A 22,905-nucleotide genomic window follows, 5' to 3' on the forward strand; every position below is an offset into this window, starting at 1 on the left:
GATTTCCCTTTCCTGTGCATGTCGCGTGGCACCACGGGTCATTTTTTCGCACACGCGAAAGGTGACGGGCCGTCAACAGAGTTGCTTCATCAGGCAACTGGGCCTTGCCACTCCTACAGAGGGGTGAATTGGCCCGTGGGTTGCGTCATCAGTTCCCTGATGTCGAGTCCCTGATGTCGAGTGGTGGCAGCCGGGCCAGCTCGGCGCCGGCGCCGGCCATGGCGCCCTTGTAGCCGGAATTGCCGGGGACGGCCGTCATGGCGTCGGCGGTCTCCTGATGTGTCGCCGTCCATTGCAGCGCACGGCCGAGACCACGCCGCGCGAACGCGGCGGCATTGCCGGGCTGGTCGGCGAGAATGCCGAGCCCCAGCACGGGCGTTGCGGCCTGCACCGCGTCGAGCAGGGAAGCCCGGCCGCCGTGCGTAACGAACAGGTCGGCCCGGCACAGGAGCGCGGGCTGCGGGACGTGCTCGACGACAGTGACGCGGGGGTCCGTACCGCGCAACCGCTCCGCGAGGCTGCCCGCGGACACGATCGCGTCGCAGCCGAGGGCGGAGAGCGCGGCCATGATCTCCCGGTACAGGTCCGTGACCGCCGTACGCAGCCCTGACATGGCGGTGGTCAGGGTGCCGAGGCTCGCGTAGACCAGAGGGCGCGGGGAGGACGAGCGGTCCGGACGGCCGGCCGAAGACGTACCGGTTGAAAGACGTGTTTCCCTTTTCGGCCCAGACCGTGCTCGCTTTCCGCTGTACGGCCGGATCACAGGTCGAGTCCGTTCCGGCCTTGTGGAATGTCACTCCTCGCCGCCGGGCTTCGTGACGGAACATGAGGGGGGCATGGAGCGTGACATCGTGGCCCTGTGCGCGGGCCGGGCCGATGACGTAATCGAGTGCGGACACATGGGAAGGGATCGGCTCAGCGGTGATCGCTGTCTGTAAGCTCACGGCGGCTCCAGGTCTGCGGCCGGCGGTGCGGATCCGGGTGTTTCCGAGCCGGGAGTTCCCGTGCGTACGCACCGACCGCAGCGCCGCGGCGCCCGCCGCCCGCCCCCCCCACGGCCGGGCAATGGGCACCGCGGCTGCACACTTCACCACGGGAACAGCGCCGGGTTTCCCGGCCGGGTATCAACGCACCCAGATCCCGTAGAAGGAGACGCCCTTGTTCACGCAGTCGACCTCGCTGTACTGGCCGCTGTCGACGTAATCCTGGCGCGCCTCGCTTTCGCGGGCCTGCTCCGAGGAGTACCTTCCGCCGCCCGCGACCTTCCAGTCTGCGGCGGCAGCGGGGTGGCGGTCAGCGGGACCGTGAGCGCCGCGGCGCCGACGGCGAGACCGAGAGCGACGCGGGTGCGCCATGACGTCATACGCACATCCTTGCTCGTTTCTTGAGTGGGAGCCGAGTTCCGCGCAGAGGTTTTTTCTCTGCCGTCGTCGACGGTACGTCCGGGCCCGGCCGGTTGGCGCCGTCCGCAAGTGATCTACGTAGCGCCTTACGTAATCCCCACGTAGAGCGGCCTCTTCGGCACACGAGGACCGGGCGGCGCGGGCTCGCGGCACCCGGCGACGCGGCCGGGTACGGTCCGGCGCCCGCGCCGGAGGGGCGGTCAGCGGCCGGTCGAGCCGTCGATCAGTTCCCGGAGGATGTCCGCGTGGCCCGCGTGCCGGCATCAGCCGTCCGTCAGCACCGCCAGAAGCCCACGGACGCAGCGGCCGCAAGCAGGCGGGTGCCCCCCGTCAGTCGGGGCCGCCGCCACTCAGTCCGTCCGCCGGAACCGCTCCTGTGTCGTCTGCCTCCATCGCTCCGCCGTCATCCGCCAGATGACATGGATGCCCACCTCACCGGGAGCGGCGGGCCCTTCAGGTGCCGGCACGCGCTCGACCTCGGTGAAGCCCAGGCGGCGGGCGACGGCGCCGCTGGCAGGGTTGGCGGCGTCGTGATGGATCTCGATGCGGTCGGTGCCCGTGAGCCGGAAGCCCTCACGGACGAGCGCCCCCGCGGCCGTCGTGGCCAGGCCCCGGCCGGTCCAGTGCGGGTGGAGCCAGTAACCGATGTCGAGGCCGCCCGTTCCGATGCGGCGCATCAGGCCGCAGCTGCCGATCACCGCGGCGCCCGATGTGATCGCGTAACCGAAAGCCTGCCGGGTCTCCCACTCCTCCTCGCTCCGGGCGAGGTATTCGGCGGTCTGCCGGCGGCCGGGATCGGCTGCCCAGGGCATCCACGGCACCAGGTGGTCCAGGGATTCGCGGATCGCCCGCTCCAGCGCGTCGAGATCGCCCGGCCGCCACCGGCGTACGACGACCTGGCCGGAACGGATGCTTTCGGCAGGCTCTTCCATGCGCTGGATGTTCTCGCGGACCAGCTGAGCGCGACAACGCGTTATCGGCCGCGGCGTGCACCGGGACGGTCCGCGGCCGAGCCGCGGTCGCCGTCAGTCCCGCGGTGCGCCGAGGGCCCGCACGAGGTGGGGAAGGGCGCGGCGGGCCAGTGGGGTGGGGTCGGTGTCGGCGGCGGGGTGGGTGACGCGCATGGCGGTGAGGCCTTCGTAGAGAGCCACGACCAGGCGGGCGAGGGCGGCGGCGGAGACGTCCGGGGCGTCTCCGGACGACTGGAGACAGCGGTCCAGGATCTCCGCCAGGCCGGTGTTGAGGCGCTCTTCGTGTTCGGCCAGGGCGCGCGCGACGGCCGGGTGGCGCGCCGCGTGCAGGGTGAACTCCATGGAGACCAGGAACCAGGAGCGCTCCCGCGCGTCGTGCGTGGCCAGGAGGTCGAAGACGCGTGCCACCGGGTCGGCGTCGTCGGTGAAGGCCTCAACCTGGTGCCGCAGGTCGGCCAGGAGCCGGTCGGTGTGCGCGTCGTACAGGGCGAGGAAGAGTTCTTCCTTGTCCCGGAAGTTGGAGTAGAAGGCTCCGCGGGTCAGCCCGGCCTGCTGGACGATGTCACTGATCGACGTGGCGTGGAAGCCGCGCTCGGCGAAGAGGGCGAGCGCGCTGTCGGTGAGCGCGGCGACCGTGGCCGGCCGGCGTTTGGTGGGTGACTTGGGCACGTACCGCTCCCTGGAGGTGATGGTTCCTCCCGAAGGGTACGTGCCCGCCCGCGCCGGGCCCGCCCTCAGTCCTGGCGCTGGTAATCGTCGTAGAAGCCGGCTCCCGTCTTGACGCCGAGACGGCCCGCGTCCACGTACTTCCGCAGCAGCTCACGGGGGCCTTCGGGCAGCCCGGGGCGCTCGGCCGCGTAGTGGTTCTCGATGTCCAGGACGACGTCCAGGCCGACGGCGTCCATCAGGCGGAACGGTCCTGCCGGGGCGTCCGTGTTGACCTGCCACATCCGGTCGATGTCGGCCGGCGTGGAGACGCCCTCGGCGACCACGGCGAGGCTCTCCCGCTTGATGGCGGCCCAGACGCGGTTGAAGATGAAGCCGGTGCTCTCCCGGCGGGCCTCGAACGGGTGGATGCCGTAAGCGGGCAGCACCTCGAGCAGCAGCGCGACGACGCCGGGGTCGGTGCGGCCGCAGGACATCACGTCGGCGGCGTTCTGCCGGGGCGGCATGTAGAAGTGCAGGTTCAGCAGGCGCTCGGGCGTGCGCACGCTGTCGACCAGGTGACTCGTCGCGTACGACGAGGAGTTGCTGGCCAGGACGGCGTCCGGCGCGGCGAGCGCGTCCAGCTCCGCGAAGATCCGCTTCTTCAGCTCCAGGCGCTCGGGTACCGCCTCGATGACCAGCCAGGCGTCCGCGAGGGCGCGCGACAGGTCGGTCACGGCCTCGACGGTGCCGGGCCGGCCGCCGTCGATGGTCCGCACCACCTCGGGCAGTTCACGGGCCACGTAGGCGCGGGCCGCCGCGCCCGCTTCCGCGGCGGGGTCGTAGATACGGACCAGGCCGCCCCGGGTGGCGAACATCAAGGCGATACGGCGGCCGAGCGTGCCCGCGCCGATGACGGCGACCGGCCGGTCCTGGTGGTCGGAGGGAGGGGTGAAGGCCATGACTGCTCCTGTCTCGTGGCCCCGCGGGGCGAGCGGGAGCGGGGCCGGGGGCGAGTGGATGTACCACTCAACTTCTCGATACAGCGTGTATCCGATACACCGTGTATGCAAGTGAAGGGGCACGCCCACCGGGCGCCCGTCGCCCCCTTGCCGAGGAGGAAACCCATGCGCGCCGACCAGGTGACCGCCGCAGTGACCACCCCCCTGACCGTCCCGCTCTACCCGCCGCGCCCCACCCGCTTCACCGACCGCGAGTACTTCAACGTCGTGTACCGGACCGATCCGGACGCCCTGCGCGCGGTGGTCCCGGAACCGCTGGAGATCGACGAGCCGCTGGTGCGCTTCGAGGTCATGCGCATGGGCGAGGTGGACGGTTACGGCCCGTACACGGAGTGCGGCCAGGTGATCCCGGTACGCCACGGAGCCGAGCACGGCGAGTACCTGCACGCCATGTACCTCGACTCCTTCGGCGCCACCGCCGCCGGCCGGGAACTGAGCGCCTATCCGAAGGTCGCCGGCGAGCCCGCGCTGCGCCACGAGCGCGGCGCCCTCATCGGCACCCTCGCCTACGGCAGCGAGCGCGTCGCCACCGCCACCATGGCCTACAAGTGGCAGCCGCTCGCCCCGGAAGAGGCCCGCGACCGGATCACGGTGCCCACCTTCGCCGTCAAGACGGTCCCGGGCTACGACTTCCGGCCTCGCGTCTGCGACCTGGTGCGGACGAAGATCACCGACGTCACCGTGAAGGAGGCGTGGCGCGGCCCGGCCCGCCTCCAGCTCTTCGAGCACGTCATGGCACCCCTGGCCGACCTGCCCGTGCACGAGGTCGTCGACGCCACCCACATCCTGACCGACCTCACCCTCGCCCCCGCCGAGCCGGTCCACGACTACCTCGCCGCCTGACCGCCTCACCGCCCGCCGGGGCGCCACGGCGGATCAGCGACGCGGCTCCCAGCGGCGCCCTCCCCTCACACCTCCCGCATCCGGAACTCGTAACGCTCCGGAAGCGGATGCTCCGCACGGGCTCTCGCCCGGACGGCCGGCGTGACCGGATCGGTGCCGGCACCGGCGCCGGCGACCAGGGCCTCGGCGATGGCGTACCAGGTGTCGCTGAGGATTTCGTCGCCCTCCCGGAGGTCGGGGACCTCGAAGCCGCGGTCGAAGACGGCGCGGGCCGCCGCCGCGTCGCCGCGGGCGAGGGACACCTGGGCGGTCAGCAGGGCGAAGCGGCCGTCGGTGCGGGTGGCCTCGGGCAGGCGGGCGAGAGCGGCCGCGGCCTCGTCGGCGCGGCCGGCGGCGAGCAGGGCGGGGACGGCGGCGCGCACCAGGGCCGGGAGGAGGGGCGCGAGGTCTTCCGTGGCGTCCGCGTCCGCGGGGCCGTCGTCGGGTACGCAGGCCAGCGCCTCCGCGAAGCGCTGTGCCGCGCGCTCCGTCTCACCGGCGGTCTCCTCGGCGACGGCGAGGCAGTAGAGGGGCCGGCAGTCCGTGCCGTGCGCCAGGGCGCGTTCCCAGCTGCGGACGGCCTGGGCGCGGTCGCCCGCGTGCCACTGGGCGATGCCCAGGTGGTAATCGGTGCCCGGGCCGGGCGGCGCGGACTCCAGCAGGTCGCGCCACGGCGCGGCGACCAGCGGCGCGGCGGGCACGCCGCCGTCGCGCGGGAAGTCGCCGGTGTGCAGCAGCGTCAGCCAGGGGCGCTGGTCGGGGCCGATGGTGGATTCGGCGAAGGGGGTGCCGGGCAGGTCATGGCCGGTGCGGGCCCGTTCCAGAGCGCCCCAGCCGGAACCGGTGGCCAGCGTCTCCTTCGGTTCGGCGTCGGCGTACGGCCGCCAGGCGGCGAAGGCGGCCTCGACCTCCGCGTGCGGCAGGGCGGCTTCGAGCCGGTCACCGGTCTCGCGGCGGGCCGCGGCCCAGTCCGTGCCGTGCACCACGGCCGGGTCGGCGGCCAGCGGCCCGTACGCCTCCAGCCAGGCGAACTCCGCGCCGCCTTCGAGGCGTACGTGCTCCAGCTGCGTACGGGCCAGACCCGCCTGGATCTCCGCGTAGCCGCCGGTGCCGGGCTCGGTGAGCCACTGCTGCCAGCGGCGTCCGGCACGGCCGGCGCCCCACAGGAACAGCTTGCGGCCGCGCAGAGTGCCGGTGGAGGTGTGTACGAGGCCGTGGCCGGTGGCGTCGAGCGAGGCGATCCAGCGGCGGTCGCCGTCGGGGATGTCGTAGAAGTAATCGGCGGGGTGCTCGCTGCGCAGCGGGTAGGTGCGGTCGACGCCGTCGGACTCGGGGACGGCGACCCGGCGCAGCCGGTGTTCGTACCCGAAGTGCCAGGCGGCGTCCGCCGGGACGAGGACGCGGGTGTGCTCGTCCTCGGGTACGGCGATGTTGGACCACCAGTAGGCCGGGGCGGCGTTCAGGTGCGGGTTGCGGACGCGGACGCCGACGAGGAGGAAGTCGGAGCCGTCCGGGAGCCAGAGGTCCACCTGGAACGGGAGGTCGCGCAGCCGTTCCCACTCCCACAGGCGCAGCATCTCACCGCCGTCGGGCGCCGGTACGGTCGCGGCGTGCACCGGGGCGCAGGACAGGGTGGTGTGTCCGGTGGCGCCGATGTTCCATTCGATGCCGCCGGAGCACCAGGCGCCGTTGAGAGCGAAGTTGGCGGGCTGGAGCACCGGGTTGCGGTAGAGCAGTTCGCGGCCGGTGGGCTTGTGGTGGAGGGAGTGCACGCGACCGCCGAGGCCGGGCAGGACGGTGGCGCGCAGCCGGTCGTTCTCGATGACGAGCGCGTCGAGGGTGGTCTCGGCACGGGTGCGGCCGTAACCGTCGCGGATACCGACGGGCAGCAGGGAGTCCAGCGGGGCGTACCGCAGCTGGCGGGCCATGTCGGGCGGCAGGTCCAGGTCAGCGGGCAGGTCGACGCGGTGGACATCGGCCGGCGCGCGGACGGCGGGCAGCGGGTCGGCCGGGCCGACGGGCGCCGCGGGGAGGGTCAGGGTGGTGCGTCGTACGCCAGTGGCCACGGCTGCCTCGCAGGGTTGTACCGGGCCACCTCGGGTGCGGCGGCCGCCTGTTGACCATGGAACCCTGTCGTGGCCTGCCTGAAAAGGGCCTGTTGAGACCATGTGTACCGAGGCGTGCGGGCGGGTTCCGCGACGGGCGGGGGCGGCTCTCGGCGGGGCCCGCGGCGGTCACGACGGAGATGGGCATGCGTCGCCACCCAGGGAACCTGGTCGACCGGAGCAACCGCGCCATCGGCTGCTGACGCCCGACAGGCCAGGAAACGGCCCCCGACAGGGGCCGTTCCCTGGTGCGGTCAGCTGCCGGTCCGCTGCCGGTCAGCTGCCGTCGCTGGTCATACGCCGGCGCCGGCCGGCGGGTCGATGATCTTCCAGGTCTGCGAGAGGGAGGGTGGCGCGTCGTACATACGCGTCGGTACGACGTACACGTTGTTCTGGGCGGCGTGGCCCAGCAGCCCCAGCGCGTAGTCCTCGTACGCCTTCGAGACGATCGCGTAGCTGTCCTCGTGGCCGGGGAAGTCCAGCACCTTCCGGAACTCCCACTTCTGCCGGACCCCCTTGTCGGGAGTCTCCAGAACGGGCAGCCCCCCGGCCCTGGCAGCCGATGCCGCCAGACAGTGGCTGTTCTCGTAACTCTTGATCAGGTGGGTGCCGTCCCCGACGGGCTCGATGTACCAGAGGTGCCCCAGCTGCCCCTTGTTGGTCAGCAGCGGGTCGAGGTTCCAGGTCTGGATGCCCTGCCCGAGGGCGTCGTGGTAGTTGTCCGTCTCCAGGTACGTGCCGGTGACTTCGTGGATCAGCATGAAGGGACCGTTGATCCCCTGCGCCGAGATGTCGGGCATGTTCTCTCGCTTTCTTCACTCAAACAGTTCGAATAATTCGAAGGGTGAGATCGTGCGCGAGCAGTGGAGAAGGGAACCCGTGACCAAGACCCTAGTGCGGCAAGGCGTCCGGACTGAGGCGCGTTCTCGCCAGTTCGCCCGCATCGCGGTTACCGCCGCGCGTATACGGTGCTCCAGGCGTCTGCCCCGATGAAAGTGCCCCGGCGGAACGGCCGGAACCACGAAAGAATCCCCCAGCACTCCGAGGCACACTGGCCTGCACCCTCCGCCTCGCCCCTGCGTTCCGGCGACCGGGCAAGGACGGCCCAGGAACCCAGTTGAGCAGCTCGCCTTGTGCGCGTGCGTTGTCCTTGCGTAGGAGATGTGCGCGGTGTCGTCCGGCCGCGCGTACGTGAGGAGATCGCTGCATTTCGGTCGTTCCAGCGGGTGAGGCAGCTGAAGGTGCCGGGCGCCCTCCTCGAACGTCACCCGGTCGTCGATCCCGGCTTCCTCGAACACCGCACGTCTCGGCGGCACCCTCAGCAACGACTGCCAGACCGGCCACACCATCAACCTCAGCCCTGGCGTCGCCATCGGTCCCCGCTGCCGCACCGCCAGCGGTGCCGCCCTCGCCGGCCGCGCCATTCCCGCCGTCAGCACCATCACCGCCCCCATACGGCCGCCACCCGGATCCGGCAGTCATTTGCGCGCGGGCAACGGGGCGCTGCTACTCGACGCGCTTGAACTCGTGGAACTGGCAGACGTCGGGGTCGCCGACCCCCCTGTACAGGTGGGGGTTCTCGCGACTGCCTGAGACGGCGAAATCCCCACCCATCCCCGTCAGAATCAGATCATCTTCAGCGAGATTTCCATGCGGCGTCTTGTGCGAGCCAGGTCGAATGCGCCAAGTGCCCCGTATCTCCTGACGGACAGGCTTACCCTTGTCGCCGAAGGCGTCGTACTTCGGCCAGTCGGTGGCCCTCATCGTCCCGTCGGCCTTCAACTCCAGTTTCCCGTAGGGTGAGCCGGTGTACTGGCCGACCAGGTCATCCTCGGTCAACCCTTTCGGCCAGGCTCCCTCGGGCCCGCAGGCAAAGTACCGGGCGCACCCGGCCGAAGTCGCCGACGTAGCCACAACCAGCGAACAAGCCACGACCACGGCTTTCCAACGCATCGCTATTCCCCCCGAGTGATCAGTCAGACAAGCGGCATCAGTTTCTCAGGAGCGACGAGACGGACAGCGGTGGGGTGGCGGCACCCTGATCCGCGCTGCCCCGGCCCGCGTGCCGCGGTCGAACCCACGGTGAGCGGCCATCGCCCGGCCGGCCACGTCCCTTGGACCTTCGACGGCAGGTGACAGACCGCCCTTGCGGCCCTTCGCGTATCCCCCGTCGCGAAGGGCCGCCTGCTCCCCTCCGGACCGGGCCGGCACGGGCAGGCGACGAGGCACCAGGAAATCAAGCGCTGGTCGTGGACGAGGCCGCCACAGCGGTCTTGCCAGTCGGCGGCAAAGGCGTGGGCGCCCGTCGCGGCGGTCCATCTCCACGGCAGCCGGTGGCCCCAAGGGGCGGGAGCTGACAGCCGACGGCGTCGGCCAGCGTGCGGAAGCCGGCGACAGGCAGCCCCATGACGCGGCCCCTGACCAGCGAAAGGGAGATCTTCAACTGGGGTACCGGCCGGAGAGGAACGCGAGGAATGAGGAATGCCAACAGGACATGCGTGGTACCGGTTGGATGTCGCCGTATCCGGGCCCAATGGTGTGCTGCTGTCCAGGAGAGTGGTGCCCGCGTCGGCAGCACTGGTCATCGCGCCGGCCGCGGTAATGGGCAGGAGCATCGCTGCGTGCTCAAGTACCGACTGCCCGGAGTTGGCCACAACCGCCCGCAGCATCGGCTCCACGACGAAGGGCAAGGCCAGCAGGACGGCCAATGCCGCGGTCTGAGAACGGATGACTGCCCCCAGCGCTACGCCCGACAAAAGCCACCCCACGGTGAGCAGCACTTGTTGGCCTGTATGAACGCGGATCAGGAGTGTCGCCGAGAGTTCCTCCAGGGATTCGCCGGCCGGCAGAGGAAGAGCGACGGCCCAGGCCACGACCAGGTTGGCCAGCGCCCGGCAACGCCCACCGTCGAACCGTACGACCACCGCACCGCGGCGAATTCCGCCCCACGACCCGTGGCCCACATCAGTGAAGGCGTATCTGATCCTGGACGGCACGCTCCTGCCGATCGACCGCATTGCCGCGGACGCCCGTTCTACTCCGGCAAACACAAGAAACACGGCATGAACGTGCAGGTCATCGCCGACCCGTTCGGCCGGCTGCTGTGGGCCTCACCGGCGCCGCCCGGCGCCGTCCACGATGTCCGCCCAGCCCGTGAACACGGCATCATCGGCGCCCTGACCGAAGCCGGGATCCGGTGCTGGCGGACAAAGGCTACCGGGGCGCGGGCGGCACGGTCCGCACCCCGTGCTGGGGTCGATGGGAGACCCTTTCCACAGGCCAGGAGGCGGTGAACCGGTCCCATGCGAAGATCCGAGCACTCGTCGAACAGGCCATCGCCACCCTCAAGTCCTGGCGACTCCTTCACAAACTACGGTGCTCGACCACCCGGATCGGCAAACTCGTCCAGGCACTCCTCACCCTCCATCTGACGAGCTCAGAGTGAGGAGGGAAAGCACTCACTCTGTTCGCATCGTCACTACACTCGCAGCCCTCGTGCCCCTGCTGTAGCCCACTGGCCGGGGATCGGCCGGTACGCCTCGCCGCAGTCGCAGCAGCACTGCTTGGTGCCGGTGAAGTGGCTCAGCGCGTCGAAGACGGCAAGACCAGCGCAGCCCTGCACAAGGCTTCGCCCTACGACGAGCTAGCCGCGATCCACCAGCAGCTGACCCAGCGCGAGCGCGAGCAGGGCCTCGCGCCCTAGCCCAAATGCCGTGACTCTCAGGCGCGCCTGGGTGGAGGTCGGCCATAAGACAGCGACTCTCAGCCACGACTCAGCCCTCAGTCCTCACGCAGCGCAGTCGCCGAATTACACTCTGTTTGACCGTGGTGGTCAGTGCATCTAAGGGGGCATCGTGACCGGCCTGACGACAAATACGTTCGCGGTAGAGCTTGGCAACATCCGGGTGGAGACACTCCAGAGTGTCTCCGGAGTGATGTTCGGCCAAGAGGTCATCGACGTTAAGCAGCAGGATCCGGTTACCGGAAAGATGGTGATCATCAAGCAGCCTGCCCCCGTCCGAGACGGCGAGGTAACCGTCACCCGAGGCACAGGTAAGAGCAAGGTGTTCACGGACTGGATCAACGCGTCCTTGCAGGACCACGACCACGCAGGCACCAACATCGCCATCGTGTGCCTCGACGCTGCGCGCAACCCCGTCCGTCGCTTCAATCTCTCCAATGCCTGGGCTTCATCGTGGACCGGCTCCGATTTGGATGCCGACGGCGCGGGCAGCGCCCTCGAGACAGTGACCATCCGCTACACCGACCTCGTCGAAGAGTAGGACTACAGCCTGCCGAGGAGCGTCCTCGAAGTGACAGCTCCTCGGCAGACCCGTGTCGGTGGGGGCTCCGCCAGACGTCTCACCCTCCGCCTCACCGCCGCTTCTCTGCCCTCTCCACTGCCAGCGCCTGATGGTGATCACACATCAGGACGTGAGGCTGGAAAAGGCTCAGTGCGTCGCCTCCGCGGCGAGGCGCTCTCGGAGCCGGTCGACGGGGAGACGCCGGCTGAAGTTGTTCGGCGACCGGCGCAGGAGCGGTCAGGAAGATCCGGGCGTCTGCTCCGCCATCGTTCGCCTGACGAGTTCAGCCCGGCGTCACTCTGACAGGTTCGCAGCGCAACGTGGATCAGTGGCGAGCGAGCCTTTCCGATGCGGCTCGCGCTCCCGCCGGGGGGCCGAACGCGGTTGAGTTCACACCGCGTTCGACCCCTGACCCAGCCTGATTCCCCCTTATCGCCTCCGCCTCTCCCTGCGATACGGGCTACCCGGAGAATGAGGATGCGAGGAGCGGCTTACGATTCCCTTCCGGAGGGGCGGAATCGAGCGAAGAGGCCAAAAACCAGTCCGACGGCCGCTGCCGCTGCAACCCCAACGAGAGGGCCGAGTTTGTGATCGGCGAAATGAGGCAGATTCACGCTGATGATGACCGCCAGCAACACCGGCATCGTCAGCTTCGCAGGCAGGGCAGGGACGCCGCGCCGTACCGTGTACACCCCTCCGACTGCGGCGAGGATGGCACCTGCTGTTGACACCGCTCCACCTTGCGCGTCACCTTGCGTGAAAGATACGACGGCAGCAGCAGCGAGGAACGCGCCTATGAGGAACGTCGCCAGGGCAAACCAGGGCTTGCGCATATTTCCTCCCGATGAGTCGTGACGCTCCAAGGGTGCTCCATTTCCTTTCCGCCTGCATCCTTGACGGCGAGACCCCCTTGCCATTTACTGCCGGGTAATCCCCCTTGGGCAGGGCAAACTACATCTCCAGCGATGTCTGATTTACCTGGGTGACGTCCACGCGGAAAGCCCCCGCCCCCCCCAGAAGCAGTCCGGACACGGCGATAGCCGGAGCGGCGAACCGGCTCATGCGCTTTATCTTCCCCATTTCCCCTCCAATTATTCAGCGCGGATCATGCCGGTATGCGCGAATTCGTAAGCGCCCGCCGGAAACGGCGCCAAATCATCTTCACATTCACGAGAAGCTTGATCAACTTGAACGGTCAAGTCGCGCTCAACACCCTTTAAAGAGTCCTTAAGCGGCCCACCTTCCTGGCTAGGTGTTATACCGCCATGGGTGTTTTGACCCTCAATAAGGGCATATGAGGCGTGAGTCCACCCATGCGGGCTGAAGAAGCCATCAGCGGCTCGGAAAATGGTTAAGGGTTGAGCTACAGGCTTCCCGGACCTGGGCCGTGCGACGGCTGTCCATGAGGGTGGTTCGCCGGCGGAGGGGGGCGACCACCGTGTCCTTGGCCGCTCCACAGGATCCACTTCCTCCATGCCGCGCGACCGCCATACGGGCGGCCAACCTGGGGGGCAGGGGCAGGGGCAGGGGCAGGACGGCCCCACTGAGGCGCGTTCTCGCCAGTTCGCCCGCATCGCGGTTACCGCCGCGCATATGGGGTGCCTCGGCCATCTGCCCCATGGAAGCGGCCCGGCAGAACAGCGGGCGCCGTTGCCTCTGGGGCGGCAGTCGCGAAGGGGCTTCCGAGCCGTCACGCGGACGAAGATGTGCTCGACACGGGCCCCGTCCCCGGCCTCCCGCCCCGTCCTTGCCCCACCACGTCAACCCACGCAGCGGCCTGCAGCGCGAGGACGTCACCGCCCTGGTCGGCTTCGCTGCGACTCTCAACGGGGCAGCCGCATCAAGTCTGAGCCCGGCGCCGGGTTCTTGGTTCCGCCGGCCCTGACCACCCGCTGCGGGGCAGGCGGAGGCGGCGCTGACGGCGGCCGGGTACGGCTATCGGGTCCGGCGCTCCTCCGTCACCGGCATGGACACCATGGAGGTCAGCCGGAAGGGGCGCCGGCGGCCGCCAGTGGGTCCGTCGACGGTTCTCCGGCGGCTCACCCCGTCGGCGGTTCGTTGCACCGCAGTTGGTTGCCGAACGGGTCGGTGAGGGTCAGTGTCAGGCCGATTTCGGCGTCCTCCTCCAGGGCGGGGCGCTGGAACGGGTAGTTCTTGGCCGACAGTTCGGCGTGCAGTGCCCGTACGCCGCTCAGTTCGGCGTACACCACCGAGCCGGGCGTACCGTCCCCGTGATGTTCGGACAGGTGCAGGACCAGGCCGCCGCGCGACACCTGGGTGTACAGCGGCAGTTCCGGCGCGAAGCGGTGCTCCCAGTCGACGGTGCAGCCGAGGTACCCGAGGTAGAACTCGCGCGCCTTGGCCGCGTCGAAGACGCGCAGCACCGGAACGGGGTGCCGGAAGGTGATCTCGGACATCAGGTCCTCTCGAACATGTCGCAGGTGATGGCCCAGCGTTCGTGGTCCCGCCAGGCGCCGTCGATGAACAGGAAGTCGGGTGAGTAGCCCTCCAGGCGGCAGCCCGCGCGCTTGACCAGGGCGATCGAGCGTTCGTTGGCCGGCTGGATGTTGATCTCCAGGCGGTGCAGCCCCAGCTCGCCGAAGGCGTGGCCCATGGCGAGCCGCAGCCCCTCGCTCATCAGACCGCGCCCGGCGGCGTGCGCGAAGGCGCCGTACCCCACCGCTCCGCAGCGGAACGCGGCGTAGACGATGTTGTTGACGGTCAGGAAGCCGGCGATCCGGCCGGTCTCCAGCTCGCAGATCAGGAATCCTTCGCGCGAGGGCTCCTGGAGTTTGGCGAGGTAGCCGTCGTAGGCCGCGTCGGTGGCCGGCGGCGCGAGCCACGGCCGGTGCAGCCGTACGCTCTCCCGCGCCCGCGCCGTGAACTCCGCCCGGTCCCCCGCCGTGAAGTGCCGGATACCCACCCGCGGGCCGGTGGCGAGATAATGATCGTCAGCCATCGTCCGATCGTACGAAGCGGCGGGCCGGGGCGCCAGGCATATCGATCGTACGAGCGAGGTGCCGCCCGGCGGCCCGGCGGAGGCGCGGGCTGCGGCCGTCAGTGTCCGCGCCAGACGGGGGCGTCGCCGCCCCAGTGACCCGGCGGGCGGGACCAGTTGGCCGGGCCGCCGGCGAAGGAGACGGGCGGGAGCGCGTGGCGGAGGTGACCGACGGGACCGGCGCTTTCGGCGAGGTACAGGGCCGGGTCGTACGGGCGAACCGGGGACGCCGGTGGATGCGAGGCCGGGTCGGACAGGCGGGCCGGGGACGCCGGTGGGTGCGAGGCCGGGTCGTACGGGCGGGCCGGGGACGCCGGTGGAGGTGAGGCCGGATCGGACGGGTGGGCCGGGGGCGCCGGTGGGTGTGGGGTTCCGGGGAGGTCGTGGAGCAGCCAGGCTGCGGTCTGGGCCAGGGCGAGGGTCGCCAGCCGTGTGCCGCCTGTACGGGACTGTTCGGTCAGCGCGCGCAGGACCGCGGCGGCCAGCAGGTAGCCCGTGCCGTGGTCCAGCGCCTGTGCGGGCAGCGCTCCTGGTGTGCCGTCCGGCCCGGCCTCGACGACGGCGATGCCGCAGGCCGCCTGGACGAGGCTGTCGAAGCCGCGCCGTCCGCCCCACGGCCCGTAGCCGCCCCAGGCGGACAGCCGGGCGACGACCAGGCCGGGACGGCGTTCCGCGAGGTCTTCCGGCGCCAGTCCGTACCGGTCCAGGGCGCCCGGCCGGTAACCGGTGACGAGCACGTCGGCGGTGGCCAGCAGGGCGTCGAAGGTGGCGCGGCCGGACCGCGAACCGAGGTCGAGCGTGGCCGAGCGCTTGCCGAACCCGGTGTCGCTGTGCGCGTCCTGGCTCTCCGGCAGCTGTGGCGCGTCGATGCGCAGGACGTCGGCGCCGAGGAGCGCGAGCGTCCGGGTGGCGACCGGCCCGGCGATCACCCGGGTCAGGTCCAGCACCCGCACCCCGGCGGCCGGGAGCAGCGGGTCCGTACTGCCGCCGGGTGCGGTGAGGCGGCGCGGCGGGGCTCCGGCGCCGAGGTGCTCCAGGGTCAGCAGCGGCCGGGCGGCCACCGCCGTGCCCTGCTCGTGGCCGGCCCACCGGCCGGGCGTACGGACGGCGACGGCCAGTCCGCCCGCCGCGTACACGGTCCGCTCGACCTCCTCGGCGCTCCGGCCCGCCAGCTCCGCCGCGACAGCGGCCGTCTCGGCCGTGTCCGGCAGGCCGAGCGCGGCGAGCAACCGGGCGCGGTGGTGCGGGTAGTTCGCGTGGGTGCGGACCCAGCCGTCGGCGGTCCGCCAAAAGCGCGAGAGCGGCGCGAAGGACGACGGTGCGCGGCCGTCGACGCGGAGGTGGCGTTCGCTGACGAAGGCGGTGGCGACCGCGCCGTCGTCGACGCGTACGTCCGGCACGGCGTTCCCGGTGCGGCGGGCGGCCAGCTCGGCGGCGGCGAGCGCGCACACGGCGACGGTGGAGCGGGCCAGGGGCAGGACGGGGAGCCGGGCGGCGAACGGGCCGTCCGCCACGCCTGCCGGGCCGCCGTACGTGACGTGGCGGGTCAGGGCCGGGTCGCCGCCGAGAGCCGCCCAGGCGGCGTCCGTCCCGGATCGCGCCGCGGACGGCGTCCCCTGCGGCGTCCCGAGTCGTGCTTCGGGGCGCGGCTCCTGCGACTGTGCTTCGGGGCGCGACTCCTGCGACTGTGCTTCGGGGCGCGACTCCTGCGCCCGTGCCCCGGGTCGCGGCTCCTGCGACCGCGCCCTGGGTCGCGGCTCCTGCGACCGCGCCCTGGGCCGGGTGTCACCGCCGGTCCCCCGGCCGTCCGCACCGCGTGCCGCGCCGTCCGCCGTCCCGCCCCCGTGTGGTTGGTCCATGCGGCAAGCGTCGCACCCGGTGCCGTACGGTATCGATCAAGACCGGTCAAAAAGTGGCGGCCGCCGTACGTATCGCGCAGGCCGCCGCGTATCCCTCCGGCACCGCCACGTCCGCCATCCGCCACCCCGGCATCGCGACCGGCTCCGGGCCGGCGCCGACCAGCGTGGTGGTCATCAGGTCGCCCGCCAGGCCGCTTCCGGTGCCCTTCAGGTAGGCCTCCTTACGGGTCCAGCAGCGTGCGAAGGCGGCCGGGCGGTCCGCCTCGGGCAGGGCGTCCAGCGTCGCGCGCTCCTGTGGGTGCAGCATGCCGGACACCTCCGCCACGGTGCGGGGCGAGGCCGGCCTCTCGATGTCCACGCCGACAGGGGTACCGGCGAAGCCGATCAGCGCCATGTCGCCGGTGTGCGAGAGCGAGAAGTGCAGCGGCACGCCGGCGCCGGCCAGCGCCGGGCGGCCGTGCGGCTCGTCGCAGCAGGGGCACGCTTCGCGTACGAACCGGATGCCGGCCGGATCGCGGTCCAGGTACGCGCCGAGCAGGCGGCGCAGCGCGCTGTGCGAGGTGGCGTAGGTGTCGCGGTCGCCAGGCCGGACGAACGCGGCGGTCCGCTTGCGTTCGGACGCGTCCAGCACCGCCGTGTCGTGCAGGCCGGCCTCGGGCACCGTGCGCACCAGCCACAGCGACACCTCCCAGGCGCCGTCCGCCGGCAACGGGCCCGGCAGCGCGGACGCGTCGTACACCTCGGGGGTCAGGGCGGGCCGCGCGGCGCCGCTCCGTTCGCTCGGGGCCCAGGTATCGCCCGTGGTCATCGGTCGCACTCCCTCGTCTCTTCCTGCGCGTCCGTCCGCCCGGAGTCATCCGGTCCGGTCGTGCCTCGGCGGCGCGTGCGGGCGGTCCGGCGCGGTGCGGGTGCCGGGAGCCGTTACGGCCGTGTCCGGTGACGGTACCCGGCTCGCGGGGCGCGCGCCGCCCACTCGCGCTCCCCCGCGCTCGGTGCGGCCAGCGCGAGCCTGCGGTGGGTACGGCGGAGCATCGCCCGGGCGAGGACCGGGTGAACGCGCCGGACGGCCGCGAAGTACAGCCGCCCGCCCGTGGTGCGGGTCCGTACGACCGTACTGAGCGTGACCCGGCCGCCGTGCCCCGCGGTCCGCCCGTCCGGCCCCGCGGCCGGGCTCTCGACCAGGATCGACGCACGGAAGTCGAGGTGCCGGGCGTCCTGGCCGAGCAGGATCTCACCGCCGTCCGCGGTCGTGGCGCGGCCCTTCTCGGGGAACGCGCCGCGCAACACGCCCTTCCAGGCGTCCGGGTCGCGCGGCATGCCGGGCGGGAGCGGCAGTTGCCAGGCGTCCTGGAAGTCCGTACGCGCGAAGGCGGTACGGGCCAGCCGGGCGCCGGACGGGACGGCGACGGCCGTGGGGCGATCCCACAGCACCCGGTTCAGCAGCCGTACCCACCGCGAACGGCGGGCCGGGGTGCGGACGGTGCCGGTGGCGGCGCGTTCGACGTTGTCGAGGATCTCCTCGACGACGGTGGCGTGCAGCCACCGGACCGCGAGCGGCCAGGCGGCCTGCCGCGCGCCAGTGAGCCGGTGCTCCAGGACGTGGGTCACCCGGCAGCTGCCCGCGTCGAGCGGGGCCACCTCGATGGCGTGGTGGCCGCCCCCGGGGAAGCCGAAACGGAGGCGGCGGCCCGGCTCGTAGGCGGTGACGCGGTAGCGGACGAAGCCGTGGCCGCCGGTCGCGCCGACGCCCAGCGGGCGGTCGAAGCGCATGGCGGGCCAGACGGGGACCGGGAAGAGCGGGTCGTCGTCGCCGGCCAGCCGGTCGAGCAGGGCGCCGACCGTCGCGGCGGGGGCCTGGACGGTGCGTGCGTGGACATCGCGGACCGTGCGCATGGGGCACCTCCATACGATTGCGTATGTTTGACCGTACGGTAGCGTATGGTTCATGGCGCGACGGCGAACGGACGACTCGGGGGACAGGTCCTCGGACCAGGCCGGGGACGGCCTGCGGGGCAACTCCTGCGACCAGGCCACGGACGGCCGGAGGGACAGCTCGTCCGACCAGGCCACGGACGGCCGGAGAAACGGCTTTTCAGCCCAGGCCACGGACGGCCGGGCGGACACCTCCTCCGACCCGACCACGGACTCCTCCCCCTCCAGCGCGGGCCGCGGCAGGCGGCGGAGCGGCGCCCGGCGCCGTCTGAGCGCCGACGACTGGGCCGACGCCGCCCTCGCGGCCATCGGCGACGGTGGGCTGGCGGCGGTGGCCGTCGAGCCGATCGCCGCCCGCCTCGGCACCACCAAGGGCAGCTTCTACTGGCACTTCGCCAACCGGGACGCGCTGGTCGACGCCGCCCTGGAGCGCTGGGAGCAGCTGCACACCGAAGCCGTCATCACCACCGTCGAGGCGGAACCCGACCCGGAACGCCGGCTGCGCGCCCTGTTCGCGCACGCGACCGCCGCGTCCGCCGAGGACCCGCTGGAGGTCTCACTGCTGGCGACGGCGGCGGAGCCGCGCGTCGCGGCGGTGCTGCGCCGGGTGACGGACCGTCGCGTCGGTTACGTCGCCGGGCTGTTCGCCGCGCTGGGCTTCCCGGCGGCCGAGGCGCACCGGCGCGGCCTGCTCGCGTACACGGCGTTCCTCGGCCACACCCAGCTGGGGCACGCCGTCCCGGAGAGCCTGCCGGGCGGGGCGGACCGCGACCGGTACCTGGACTCGGTGCTCGACACCCTGCTCTGCCGGGGGTGACGGTGGCGGGTGGCCGGGCCCCGACGTACGAGCCGACGCCCACCCCTCCCCCGCCTTCCCCAGCCCTCCGCGCCCGGCCCGCGCCCGGCCCGCCCCTCCTCCCCGGCCCTTATCTCCTCCCGACCCGCCATCCGACAGCCTTGTCCCAGAAGCCCACCGACCCCACTGCCCCGCAGCCCCACAGCTCACCAAGCCCCGCGAACCCCACCACCCCACAACTCTCCAAGTCCCACAGCCCCACCACCCCACAACTCTCCGAGTCCCACAGCCCCACAGCCGCGCAAGCCCCGCAACTCTCCGAGCCCCACAGCCGCGCGAGCCCCGCAAACCCCACAGCCCCGCAAACCCCACAGCCCCGCAAGCCCCGAAGCCTTCCGCCAGGAGGTCTCATGCCCGAGGCTCTGCCCTTCCCGCAGGACCGCACCTGCCCCTACCACCCGCCCACCGGCTACCAGCCGTTACGCGACGCCCGGCCGCTGTCCCGCGCGACGCTCTACGACGGCCGCCCCGTCTGGGTGGTGACCGGTCACGCCGAGGCGCGGGCGCTGCTCACCGACCCTCGGCTGTCCGCCGACCGGCAGCATCCGGCGTTCCCCGCCCCCGCGCCGCGCTTCGAGTCGCTGCGCGCCGTACGGACCCCGCTGCTGGGGGTCGACGATCCCGAACACCACACGCAGCGCCGGATGCTGATACCGAGCTTCAGCCTCAAGCGGATCGCCGCGCTCCGCCCGCGTATCCAGGAGATCGTCGACGGGCTGCTGGACGCCATGGAGAAGCAGGGCCCGCCGGCGGAGCTGGTGTCCGCCTTCGCGCTGCCGGTGCCGTCCATGGTGATCTGCTCGCTGCTCGGCGTCCCGTACGCCGACCACGAGCTCTTCGAGGAGCTGTCCCGCACCCTCCTGCAGAGCACCGATCCGCAGGAGGTCACCGTGGCCCGTGACCGGCTGGAGGAGTACTTCACCGGTCTGGTGGCCCGCAAGCGCGAACAGCCGGGCGACGGCCTGCTGGACGAACTGATCGCCGAGCGTCTGGACAGCGGCGAGATGGGCCACGGCGATCTGGTGCGGATGGCCATGCTGCTGCTGGTGGCCGGCCACGAGACGACCTCCAACATGCTCTCGCTGGGCACCTTCACGCTGCTGGAGCACCCGGAGCAGTTCGCCGCGCTGCGCGCCGACCTCTCGCTGATCCCGGAGGCGGTGGAGGAGCTGCTGCGGTTCCTGTCGATCGCCGACGGGATGGTACGGGTGGCGACCGCGGACATCGAGGTCGGCGGCGAGACGATCCGGGCGGACGACGGCGTCATCTTCGCCACCTCGGTCGTCAACCGGGACGGTACGGCCTACGCCTCGCCGGACACCCTGGACTGGCAGCGCTCCGCCCGCCACCACATCGCCTTCGGGTTCGGCGTCCACCAGTGCCTGGGCCAGAACCTGGCCCGCGCCGAGATGGAGATCGCCTTCGGGGCGCTCTTCGCCCGCTTCCCCGGCCTGCGCCCGGCCGTGCCCGCCGCGGAGGTCCCCCACAAGCCCGGCCATACGCTGCAGGGGCTGGTCGAACTGCCCGTCACCTGGTGAGCGGACGCCCGCCCGTGCCCGCCGAGCCCGCCGACGAACGGAAGAGAGCCGCCATGAAGATCGACATCGATACGTCCGTGTGCATCGGCTCCGGTCAGTGCGCGCTGACCGCGCCGGAGGTGTTCACCCAGGACGACGACGGGTTCAGCGTCCTGCTGCCGGGCCGCGAGGACGGCGCGGGCGACCCGATGGCCCGGGAGGCCGCCCGCGCCTGCCCGGTCCAGGCCATCACGGTCACCGAGCCCTGACCCGGAGCCCCGCCTAGGACGTCCCGCCGGTCACCCCGTCCGTCACCCCGTCGGCCACCGCGTCCGTCACCTCGCCCACCCCGTCCAACGCTTCCGTGACCACCGGCAGTTCCAGTGTGCCGGTGTGTTCGCGGGAGCTGCGGACGGTCACCGGCTTGGTGCCGCGGTTGCCGAAGTAGGCGGTGTCACTGGCGGCGATCACGAAGCGCAGCCGGTGCCCGCGGTCGAAGCGGTGCACGATCGCGGGCAGGTCGACGGTGAACTCCCTGGTCACGTCCGGCACCCGGACCGGTGCCACCAGGCGGTGGATGAGTGTCTTGCCCCCGTTCGGCGCCACGTCGTAGAGCTTGATGAACAGCAGCAGCCGGTCGGCCGCGTCACCGGAGCGCTGCGTCCGCTCGGCCTCGGGGGAATGCACCCGGAGGGTGGCCCGGGGCGCGCCGACCACGTCCACGGGACGCCCCCGCACCGGGTCGGACGTCCAGTCCAGGTAGGTGCCCCGGGAGTCGTACGGCGTGCGGTTCGGCAGCCGCAGCAGTTCCGCCAGCGAACTCTCCGAGTGATTGCTCGCCATCCGCCAGTTGCGGTATGAGCGGTCGCCGCTGACCACGTCGGCACGGCTGTCCACCAGCCGGCCGTCGCCGGAGAGGTACAGCTGGCGCGGGACGCCCCCGGGGAAGACCTCCGAGGTGCCGTAGACCGGTCCGCGGCGCACCCAGTCCCGGTAGTACGCGAAGGCGGGCCCGGTGTCGGTGCCCCACTCGTGGCGCAGGTGGCGGCCGAACCACGCGAGGACCCGCCGCCCGACGTAACTGCTCTCGAAGTTGCCCTTCGCCAGGTCGAGTTCGCCCTCCGCCGGGTCGGTCATACCGCCGCTGTGGCCCCAGGACTGCCAGATCATCGCGGTCTCGGTGCCCTGGGCCCGCAGGGTCTCGAAGGTCGCGGCGGCCTCGTTGAGGTTGAAGAGGGTGTCCGCCTGGCCCTGTACGAGCAGGGTCGGCGTGCGGACCGAGGCGAGGTAGGAGACCGGTGAGACGCTGCGGGCGTAGCCGAGCACGGCCTCCGTGCGGGCGGCCGGGTAGCGGCCGGAGTTCAGCAGCTTCTTGGTCTCGCACGCCTGCGCGACGAAGTGCACGCAGCCCGCGCCGCCGGCCCGCGAGGCGTCCAGCCGCGGGTGGAGCAGGCCCTGTGCCTCCCCGATGAGGTAGAAGCCGTTGGTCCACTGGTACTTGTACGCGCCGGGCTGCGGCCCCGTCACGCCGAAGGTCCGGTCGGCGTTGTTCGGTGCCATGGCGTACGCGAGGTCGTGCCACGTGATGAGCGGGACCAGGGCGTCCAGCCGCCCGTCGACGGAGGCGGTGGCCAGCTGGATCGCACCGCCGTACGAGCCGCCGAACATGCCCACCCGCGGGTCGCGGGGGCCGTCCTTGGTGACGAAGTCGACCCGTGTGCCGTCCCGCGCCGTGCGCTGCCCGGCGAGGAAGTCGAGGATTCCGCTCGCCGCCCGGCCGTCGATGTCCGGGTCGTCGAGGGAGATCGGGCAGCCGGTGCGGCCGAACCCGAGGCCGGAGTAGGCCAGCGCGACATAGCCGCGGGCGGCGAAGGCGCGGGCGATGGCGTCGGTGGAGCCGTCCGACTTGCTGCCGCCGAACCCGTTGGTGGTCAGGACGGCGGGCGCCGGGTGCGCGGCGTCCACGCCCGCGGGGCGGTAGAGGTCGGCGTCGAGCGTGCAGTCGCGGCCGCCGGCCCGTACCGGGAGCTTCAGGGCGGTGACGGAGTAGCCGGGCTGCCGGGCCCCCGCCGCCCCGGCCGTCCCGGCGGCGGTCACCGGCCCGATGAGCGCCGCGCACGCCGCGAGGCACACCGAGGCGGAGACCGGCAGCCGGACGTGCCGGGTCCGCGCGGCGCGCCGGACGGACCGGACCGCGGCACCGGGCAGGGCTCTGGACACGCTGGGCACGCAGACCTCCACAAAGGCACGCCGCACCAAGCGGTCGGTGACGGCCGGCTCATGTCGTGACACGGGTCGGAGCCTGTGTCATGTCCCCGGCCGGGCGCCCGACCGGAGATCTGACACAGGCTCTAACAGGGTGCCAACGCTCGCACCGGGGATTGTCTCCCGTGCCTCACCAGGTCCATCCG

General features: G+C 71.8%; 20 protein-coding genes and 2 pseudogenes. 7 read left to right on the forward strand and 15 right to left on the reverse strand.

Annotated elements, in window-relative coordinates:
- Positions 1-148: 148 nt before the first annotated feature.
- From AB0L45_RS12265 to AB0L45_RS12285, 5 genes and pseudogenes are all read right to left on the reverse strand, one after another.
- Positions 149-613, reverse strand: coding sequence for a nucleotide disphospho-sugar-binding domain-containing protein (locus AB0L45_RS12265; protein ID WP_365838799.1), 465 nt, complete (start codon positions 611-613; stop codon positions 149-151).
- Between the two features lie 990 nt (positions 614-1,603).
- Positions 1,604-1,666, reverse strand: a pseudogene (locus AB0L45_RS12270) (DUF664 domain-containing protein); the annotation flags it as partial.
- 87 nt (positions 1,667-1,753) lie between these two features.
- The gene (locus AB0L45_RS12275) at positions 1,754-2,335 is read right to left on the reverse strand and encodes a GNAT family N-acetyltransferase (protein WP_365838801.1); all 582 of its coding nucleotides are present in this window, start codon (positions 2,333-2,335) and stop codon (positions 1,754-1,756) included.
- 93 nt (positions 2,336-2,428) lie between these two features.
- Positions 2,429-3,043: a TetR/AcrR family transcriptional regulator gene (locus AB0L45_RS12280; protein WP_365838803.1), complete on the reverse strand. Its 615-nt coding sequence runs from the start codon at positions 3,041-3,043 to the stop codon at positions 2,429-2,431.
- Between the two features lie 65 nt (positions 3,044-3,108).
- Positions 3,109-3,981: a 3-hydroxyacyl-CoA dehydrogenase NAD-binding domain-containing protein gene (locus AB0L45_RS12285; RefSeq protein WP_365838805.1), complete on the reverse strand. Its 873-nt coding sequence runs from the start codon at positions 3,979-3,981 to the stop codon at positions 3,109-3,111.
- A gap of 165 nt (positions 3,982-4,146) precedes the next feature.
- Between AB0L45_RS12285 and AB0L45_RS12290 the strand changes: the two genes are divergently transcribed.
- Positions 4,147-4,884 carry an acetoacetate decarboxylase gene (locus AB0L45_RS12290; RefSeq protein ID WP_365838807.1) on the forward strand — a complete coding sequence of 246 codons (738 nt, stop codon included), beginning with the start codon at positions 4,147-4,149 and terminating at the stop codon, positions 4,882-4,884.
- Between the two features lie 65 nt (positions 4,885-4,949).
- Here the strand turns inward: AB0L45_RS12290 and AB0L45_RS12295 are convergent, their stop codons facing one another.
- From AB0L45_RS12295 to AB0L45_RS12305, 3 genes are all read right to left on the reverse strand, one after another.
- A complete protein-coding gene (locus AB0L45_RS12295) occupies positions 4,950-6,989 on the reverse strand; it encodes a DUF5107 domain-containing protein (protein WP_365838809.1) in 2,040 nt (679 codons plus the stop codon).
- A gap of 332 nt (positions 6,990-7,321) precedes the next feature.
- Entirely contained in the window at positions 7,322-7,828 is a 507-nt protein-coding gene (locus tag AB0L45_RS12300) for a hypothetical protein (protein ID WP_365838811.1), read from the reverse strand.
- 706 nt (positions 7,829-8,534) lie between these two features.
- Positions 8,535-8,867 (reverse strand): hypothetical protein, encoded by a 333-nt coding sequence (locus AB0L45_RS12305; RefSeq protein WP_365838813.1) that lies wholly within the window; start codon positions 8,865-8,867, stop codon positions 8,535-8,537.
- Positions 8,868-9,998: 1,131 nt separating this feature from the next.
- Here AB0L45_RS12305 and AB0L45_RS12310 point away from each other — a divergent pair.
- From AB0L45_RS12310 to AB0L45_RS12320, 3 genes and pseudogenes are all read left to right on the forward strand, one after another.
- Positions 9,999-10,473: pseudogene (locus AB0L45_RS12310) on the forward strand (transposase family protein); the annotation flags it as partial.
- A gap of 132 nt (positions 10,474-10,605) precedes the next feature.
- Positions 10,606-10,731, forward strand: a complete 126-nt coding sequence (locus AB0L45_RS12315; protein ID WP_365838815.1) for a hypothetical protein — start codon at positions 10,606-10,608, stop codon at positions 10,729-10,731.
- A 151-nt stretch (positions 10,732-10,882) separates the two neighbouring features.
- The gene (locus AB0L45_RS12320) at positions 10,883-11,311 is read left to right on the forward strand and encodes a phage tail protein (RefSeq protein ID WP_365838817.1); all 429 of its coding nucleotides are present in this window, start codon (positions 10,883-10,885) and stop codon (positions 11,309-11,311) included.
- 512 nt (positions 11,312-11,823) lie between these two features.
- Here the strand turns inward: AB0L45_RS12320 and AB0L45_RS12325 are convergent.
- The 6 genes from AB0L45_RS12325 to AB0L45_RS12350 all read right to left on the reverse strand — a co-directional run bounded on the left by AB0L45_RS12325 (position 11,824) and on the right by AB0L45_RS12350 (position 18,082).
- A complete protein-coding gene (locus tag AB0L45_RS12325; RefSeq protein WP_365838819.1) occupies positions 11,824-12,165 on the reverse strand; it encodes a hypothetical protein in 342 nt (113 codons plus the stop codon).
- 1,206 nt (positions 12,166-13,371) lie between these two features.
- Complete coding sequence (locus AB0L45_RS12330; protein WP_365838821.1) at positions 13,372-13,749, reverse strand: glyoxalase superfamily protein; 378 nt, start codon at positions 13,747-13,749, stop codon at positions 13,372-13,374.
- Complete coding sequence (locus tag AB0L45_RS12335; RefSeq protein WP_365838823.1) at positions 13,749-14,291, reverse strand: GNAT family protein; 543 nt, start codon at positions 14,289-14,291, stop codon at positions 13,749-13,751. The genes AB0L45_RS12330 and AB0L45_RS12335 overlap by 1 nt, the downstream gene beginning before the upstream one ends.
- A 98-nt stretch (positions 14,292-14,389) precedes the next feature.
- A complete protein-coding gene (locus AB0L45_RS12340; RefSeq protein ID WP_365838825.1) occupies positions 14,390-16,189 on the reverse strand; it encodes a CoA transferase in 1,800 nt (599 codons plus the stop codon).
- Positions 16,190-16,235: 46 nt separating this feature from the next.
- A complete protein-coding gene (locus tag AB0L45_RS12345) occupies positions 16,236-16,997 on the reverse strand; it encodes a 4'-phosphopantetheinyl transferase superfamily protein (RefSeq protein ID WP_365838827.1) in 762 nt (253 codons plus the stop codon).
- A gap of 113 nt (positions 16,998-17,110) precedes the next feature.
- On the reverse strand, positions 17,111-18,082 hold the full coding sequence (locus AB0L45_RS12350) for a DUF2867 domain-containing protein (RefSeq protein ID WP_365838829.1): 972 nt from the start codon (positions 18,080-18,082) through the stop codon (positions 17,111-17,113).
- Between the two features lie 307 nt (positions 18,083-18,389).
- Here AB0L45_RS12350 and AB0L45_RS12355 point away from each other — a divergent pair, with 307 nt between their 5' ends.
- The 3 genes from AB0L45_RS12355 (at position 18,390) to AB0L45_RS12365 (ending at position 20,763) form a co-directional block, all read left to right on the forward strand.
- Complete coding sequence (locus AB0L45_RS12355; RefSeq protein WP_365839043.1) at positions 18,390-18,938, forward strand: TetR/AcrR family transcriptional regulator; 549 nt, start codon at positions 18,390-18,392, stop codon at positions 18,936-18,938.
- A 389-nt stretch (positions 18,939-19,327) separates the two neighbouring features.
- Positions 19,328-20,515, forward strand: coding sequence for a cytochrome P450 (locus AB0L45_RS12360; protein WP_365838831.1), 1,188 nt, complete (start codon positions 19,328-19,330; stop codon positions 20,513-20,515).
- 53 nt (positions 20,516-20,568) lie between these two features.
- A complete protein-coding gene (locus tag AB0L45_RS12365; RefSeq protein WP_365838833.1) occupies positions 20,569-20,763 on the forward strand; it encodes a ferredoxin in 195 nt (64 codons plus the stop codon).
- A 13-nt stretch (positions 20,764-20,776) separates the two neighbouring features.
- On the opposite strand, the gene AB0L45_RS12370 is transcribed toward AB0L45_RS12365, so the two are convergent.
- Positions 20,777-22,723 carry a CocE/NonD family hydrolase gene (locus AB0L45_RS12370; RefSeq protein WP_365838835.1) on the reverse strand — a complete coding sequence of 649 codons (1,947 nt, stop codon included), beginning with the start codon at positions 22,721-22,723 and terminating at the stop codon, positions 20,777-20,779.
- Positions 22,724-22,905: the final 182 nt, after the last annotated feature.

The organism is Streptomyces sp. NPDC052496 (genome assembly GCF_040679095.1).
Lineage (GTDB): Bacteria > Actinomycetota > Actinomycetes > Streptomycetales > Streptomycetaceae > Streptomyces.

What these genes read in the sequence shown, in the direction of transcription:
- AB0L45_RS12265 (WP_365838799.1), bottom strand. Translation starts at nt 613, where the DNA reads ATGTCAGGGCTGCGTACGGCGGTCACGGACCTGTACCGGGAGATCATG.
- AB0L45_RS12275 (WP_365838801.1), bottom strand. Translation starts at nt 2,335, where the DNA reads ATGGAAGAGCCTGCCGAAAGCATCCGTTCCGGCCAGGTCGTCGTACGC.
- AB0L45_RS12285 (WP_365838805.1), bottom strand. Translation starts at nt 3,981, where the DNA reads ATGGCCTTCACCCCTCCCTCCGACCACCAGGACCGGCCGGTCGCCGTC.
- AB0L45_RS12290 (WP_365838807.1), top strand. Translation starts at nt 4,147, where the DNA reads ATGCGCGCCGACCAGGTGACCGCCGCAGTGACCACCCCCCTGACCGTC.
- AB0L45_RS12300 (WP_365838811.1), bottom strand. Translation starts at nt 7,828, where the DNA reads ATGCCCGACATCTCGGCGCAGGGGATCAACGGTCCCTTCATGCTGATC.
- AB0L45_RS12325 (WP_365838819.1), bottom strand. Translation starts at nt 12,165, where the DNA reads ATGCGCAAGCCCTGGTTTGCCCTGGCGACGTTCCTCATAGGCGCGTTC.
- AB0L45_RS12330 (WP_365838821.1), bottom strand. Translation starts at nt 13,749, where the DNA reads ATGTCCGAGATCACCTTCCGGCACCCCGTTCCGGTGCTGCGCGTCTTC.
- AB0L45_RS12335 (WP_365838823.1), bottom strand. Translation starts at nt 14,291, where the DNA reads ATGGCTGACGATCATTATCTCGCCACCGGCCCGCGGGTGGGTATCCGG.
- AB0L45_RS12340 (WP_365838825.1), bottom strand. Translation starts at nt 16,189, where the DNA reads ATGGACCAACCACACGGGGGCGGGACGGCGGACGGCGCGGCACGCGGT.
- AB0L45_RS12345 (WP_365838827.1), bottom strand. Translation starts at nt 16,997, where the DNA reads ATGACCACGGGCGATACCTGGGCCCCGAGCGAACGGAGCGGCGCCGCG.
- AB0L45_RS12350 (WP_365838829.1), bottom strand. Translation starts at nt 18,082, where the DNA reads ATGCGCACGGTCCGCGATGTCCACGCACGCACCGTCCAGGCCCCCGCC.
- AB0L45_RS12360 (WP_365838831.1), top strand. Translation starts at nt 19,328, where the DNA reads ATGCCCGAGGCTCTGCCCTTCCCGCAGGACCGCACCTGCCCCTACCAC.
- AB0L45_RS12365 (WP_365838833.1), top strand. Translation starts at nt 20,569, where the DNA reads ATGAAGATCGACATCGATACGTCCGTGTGCATCGGCTCCGGTCAGTGC.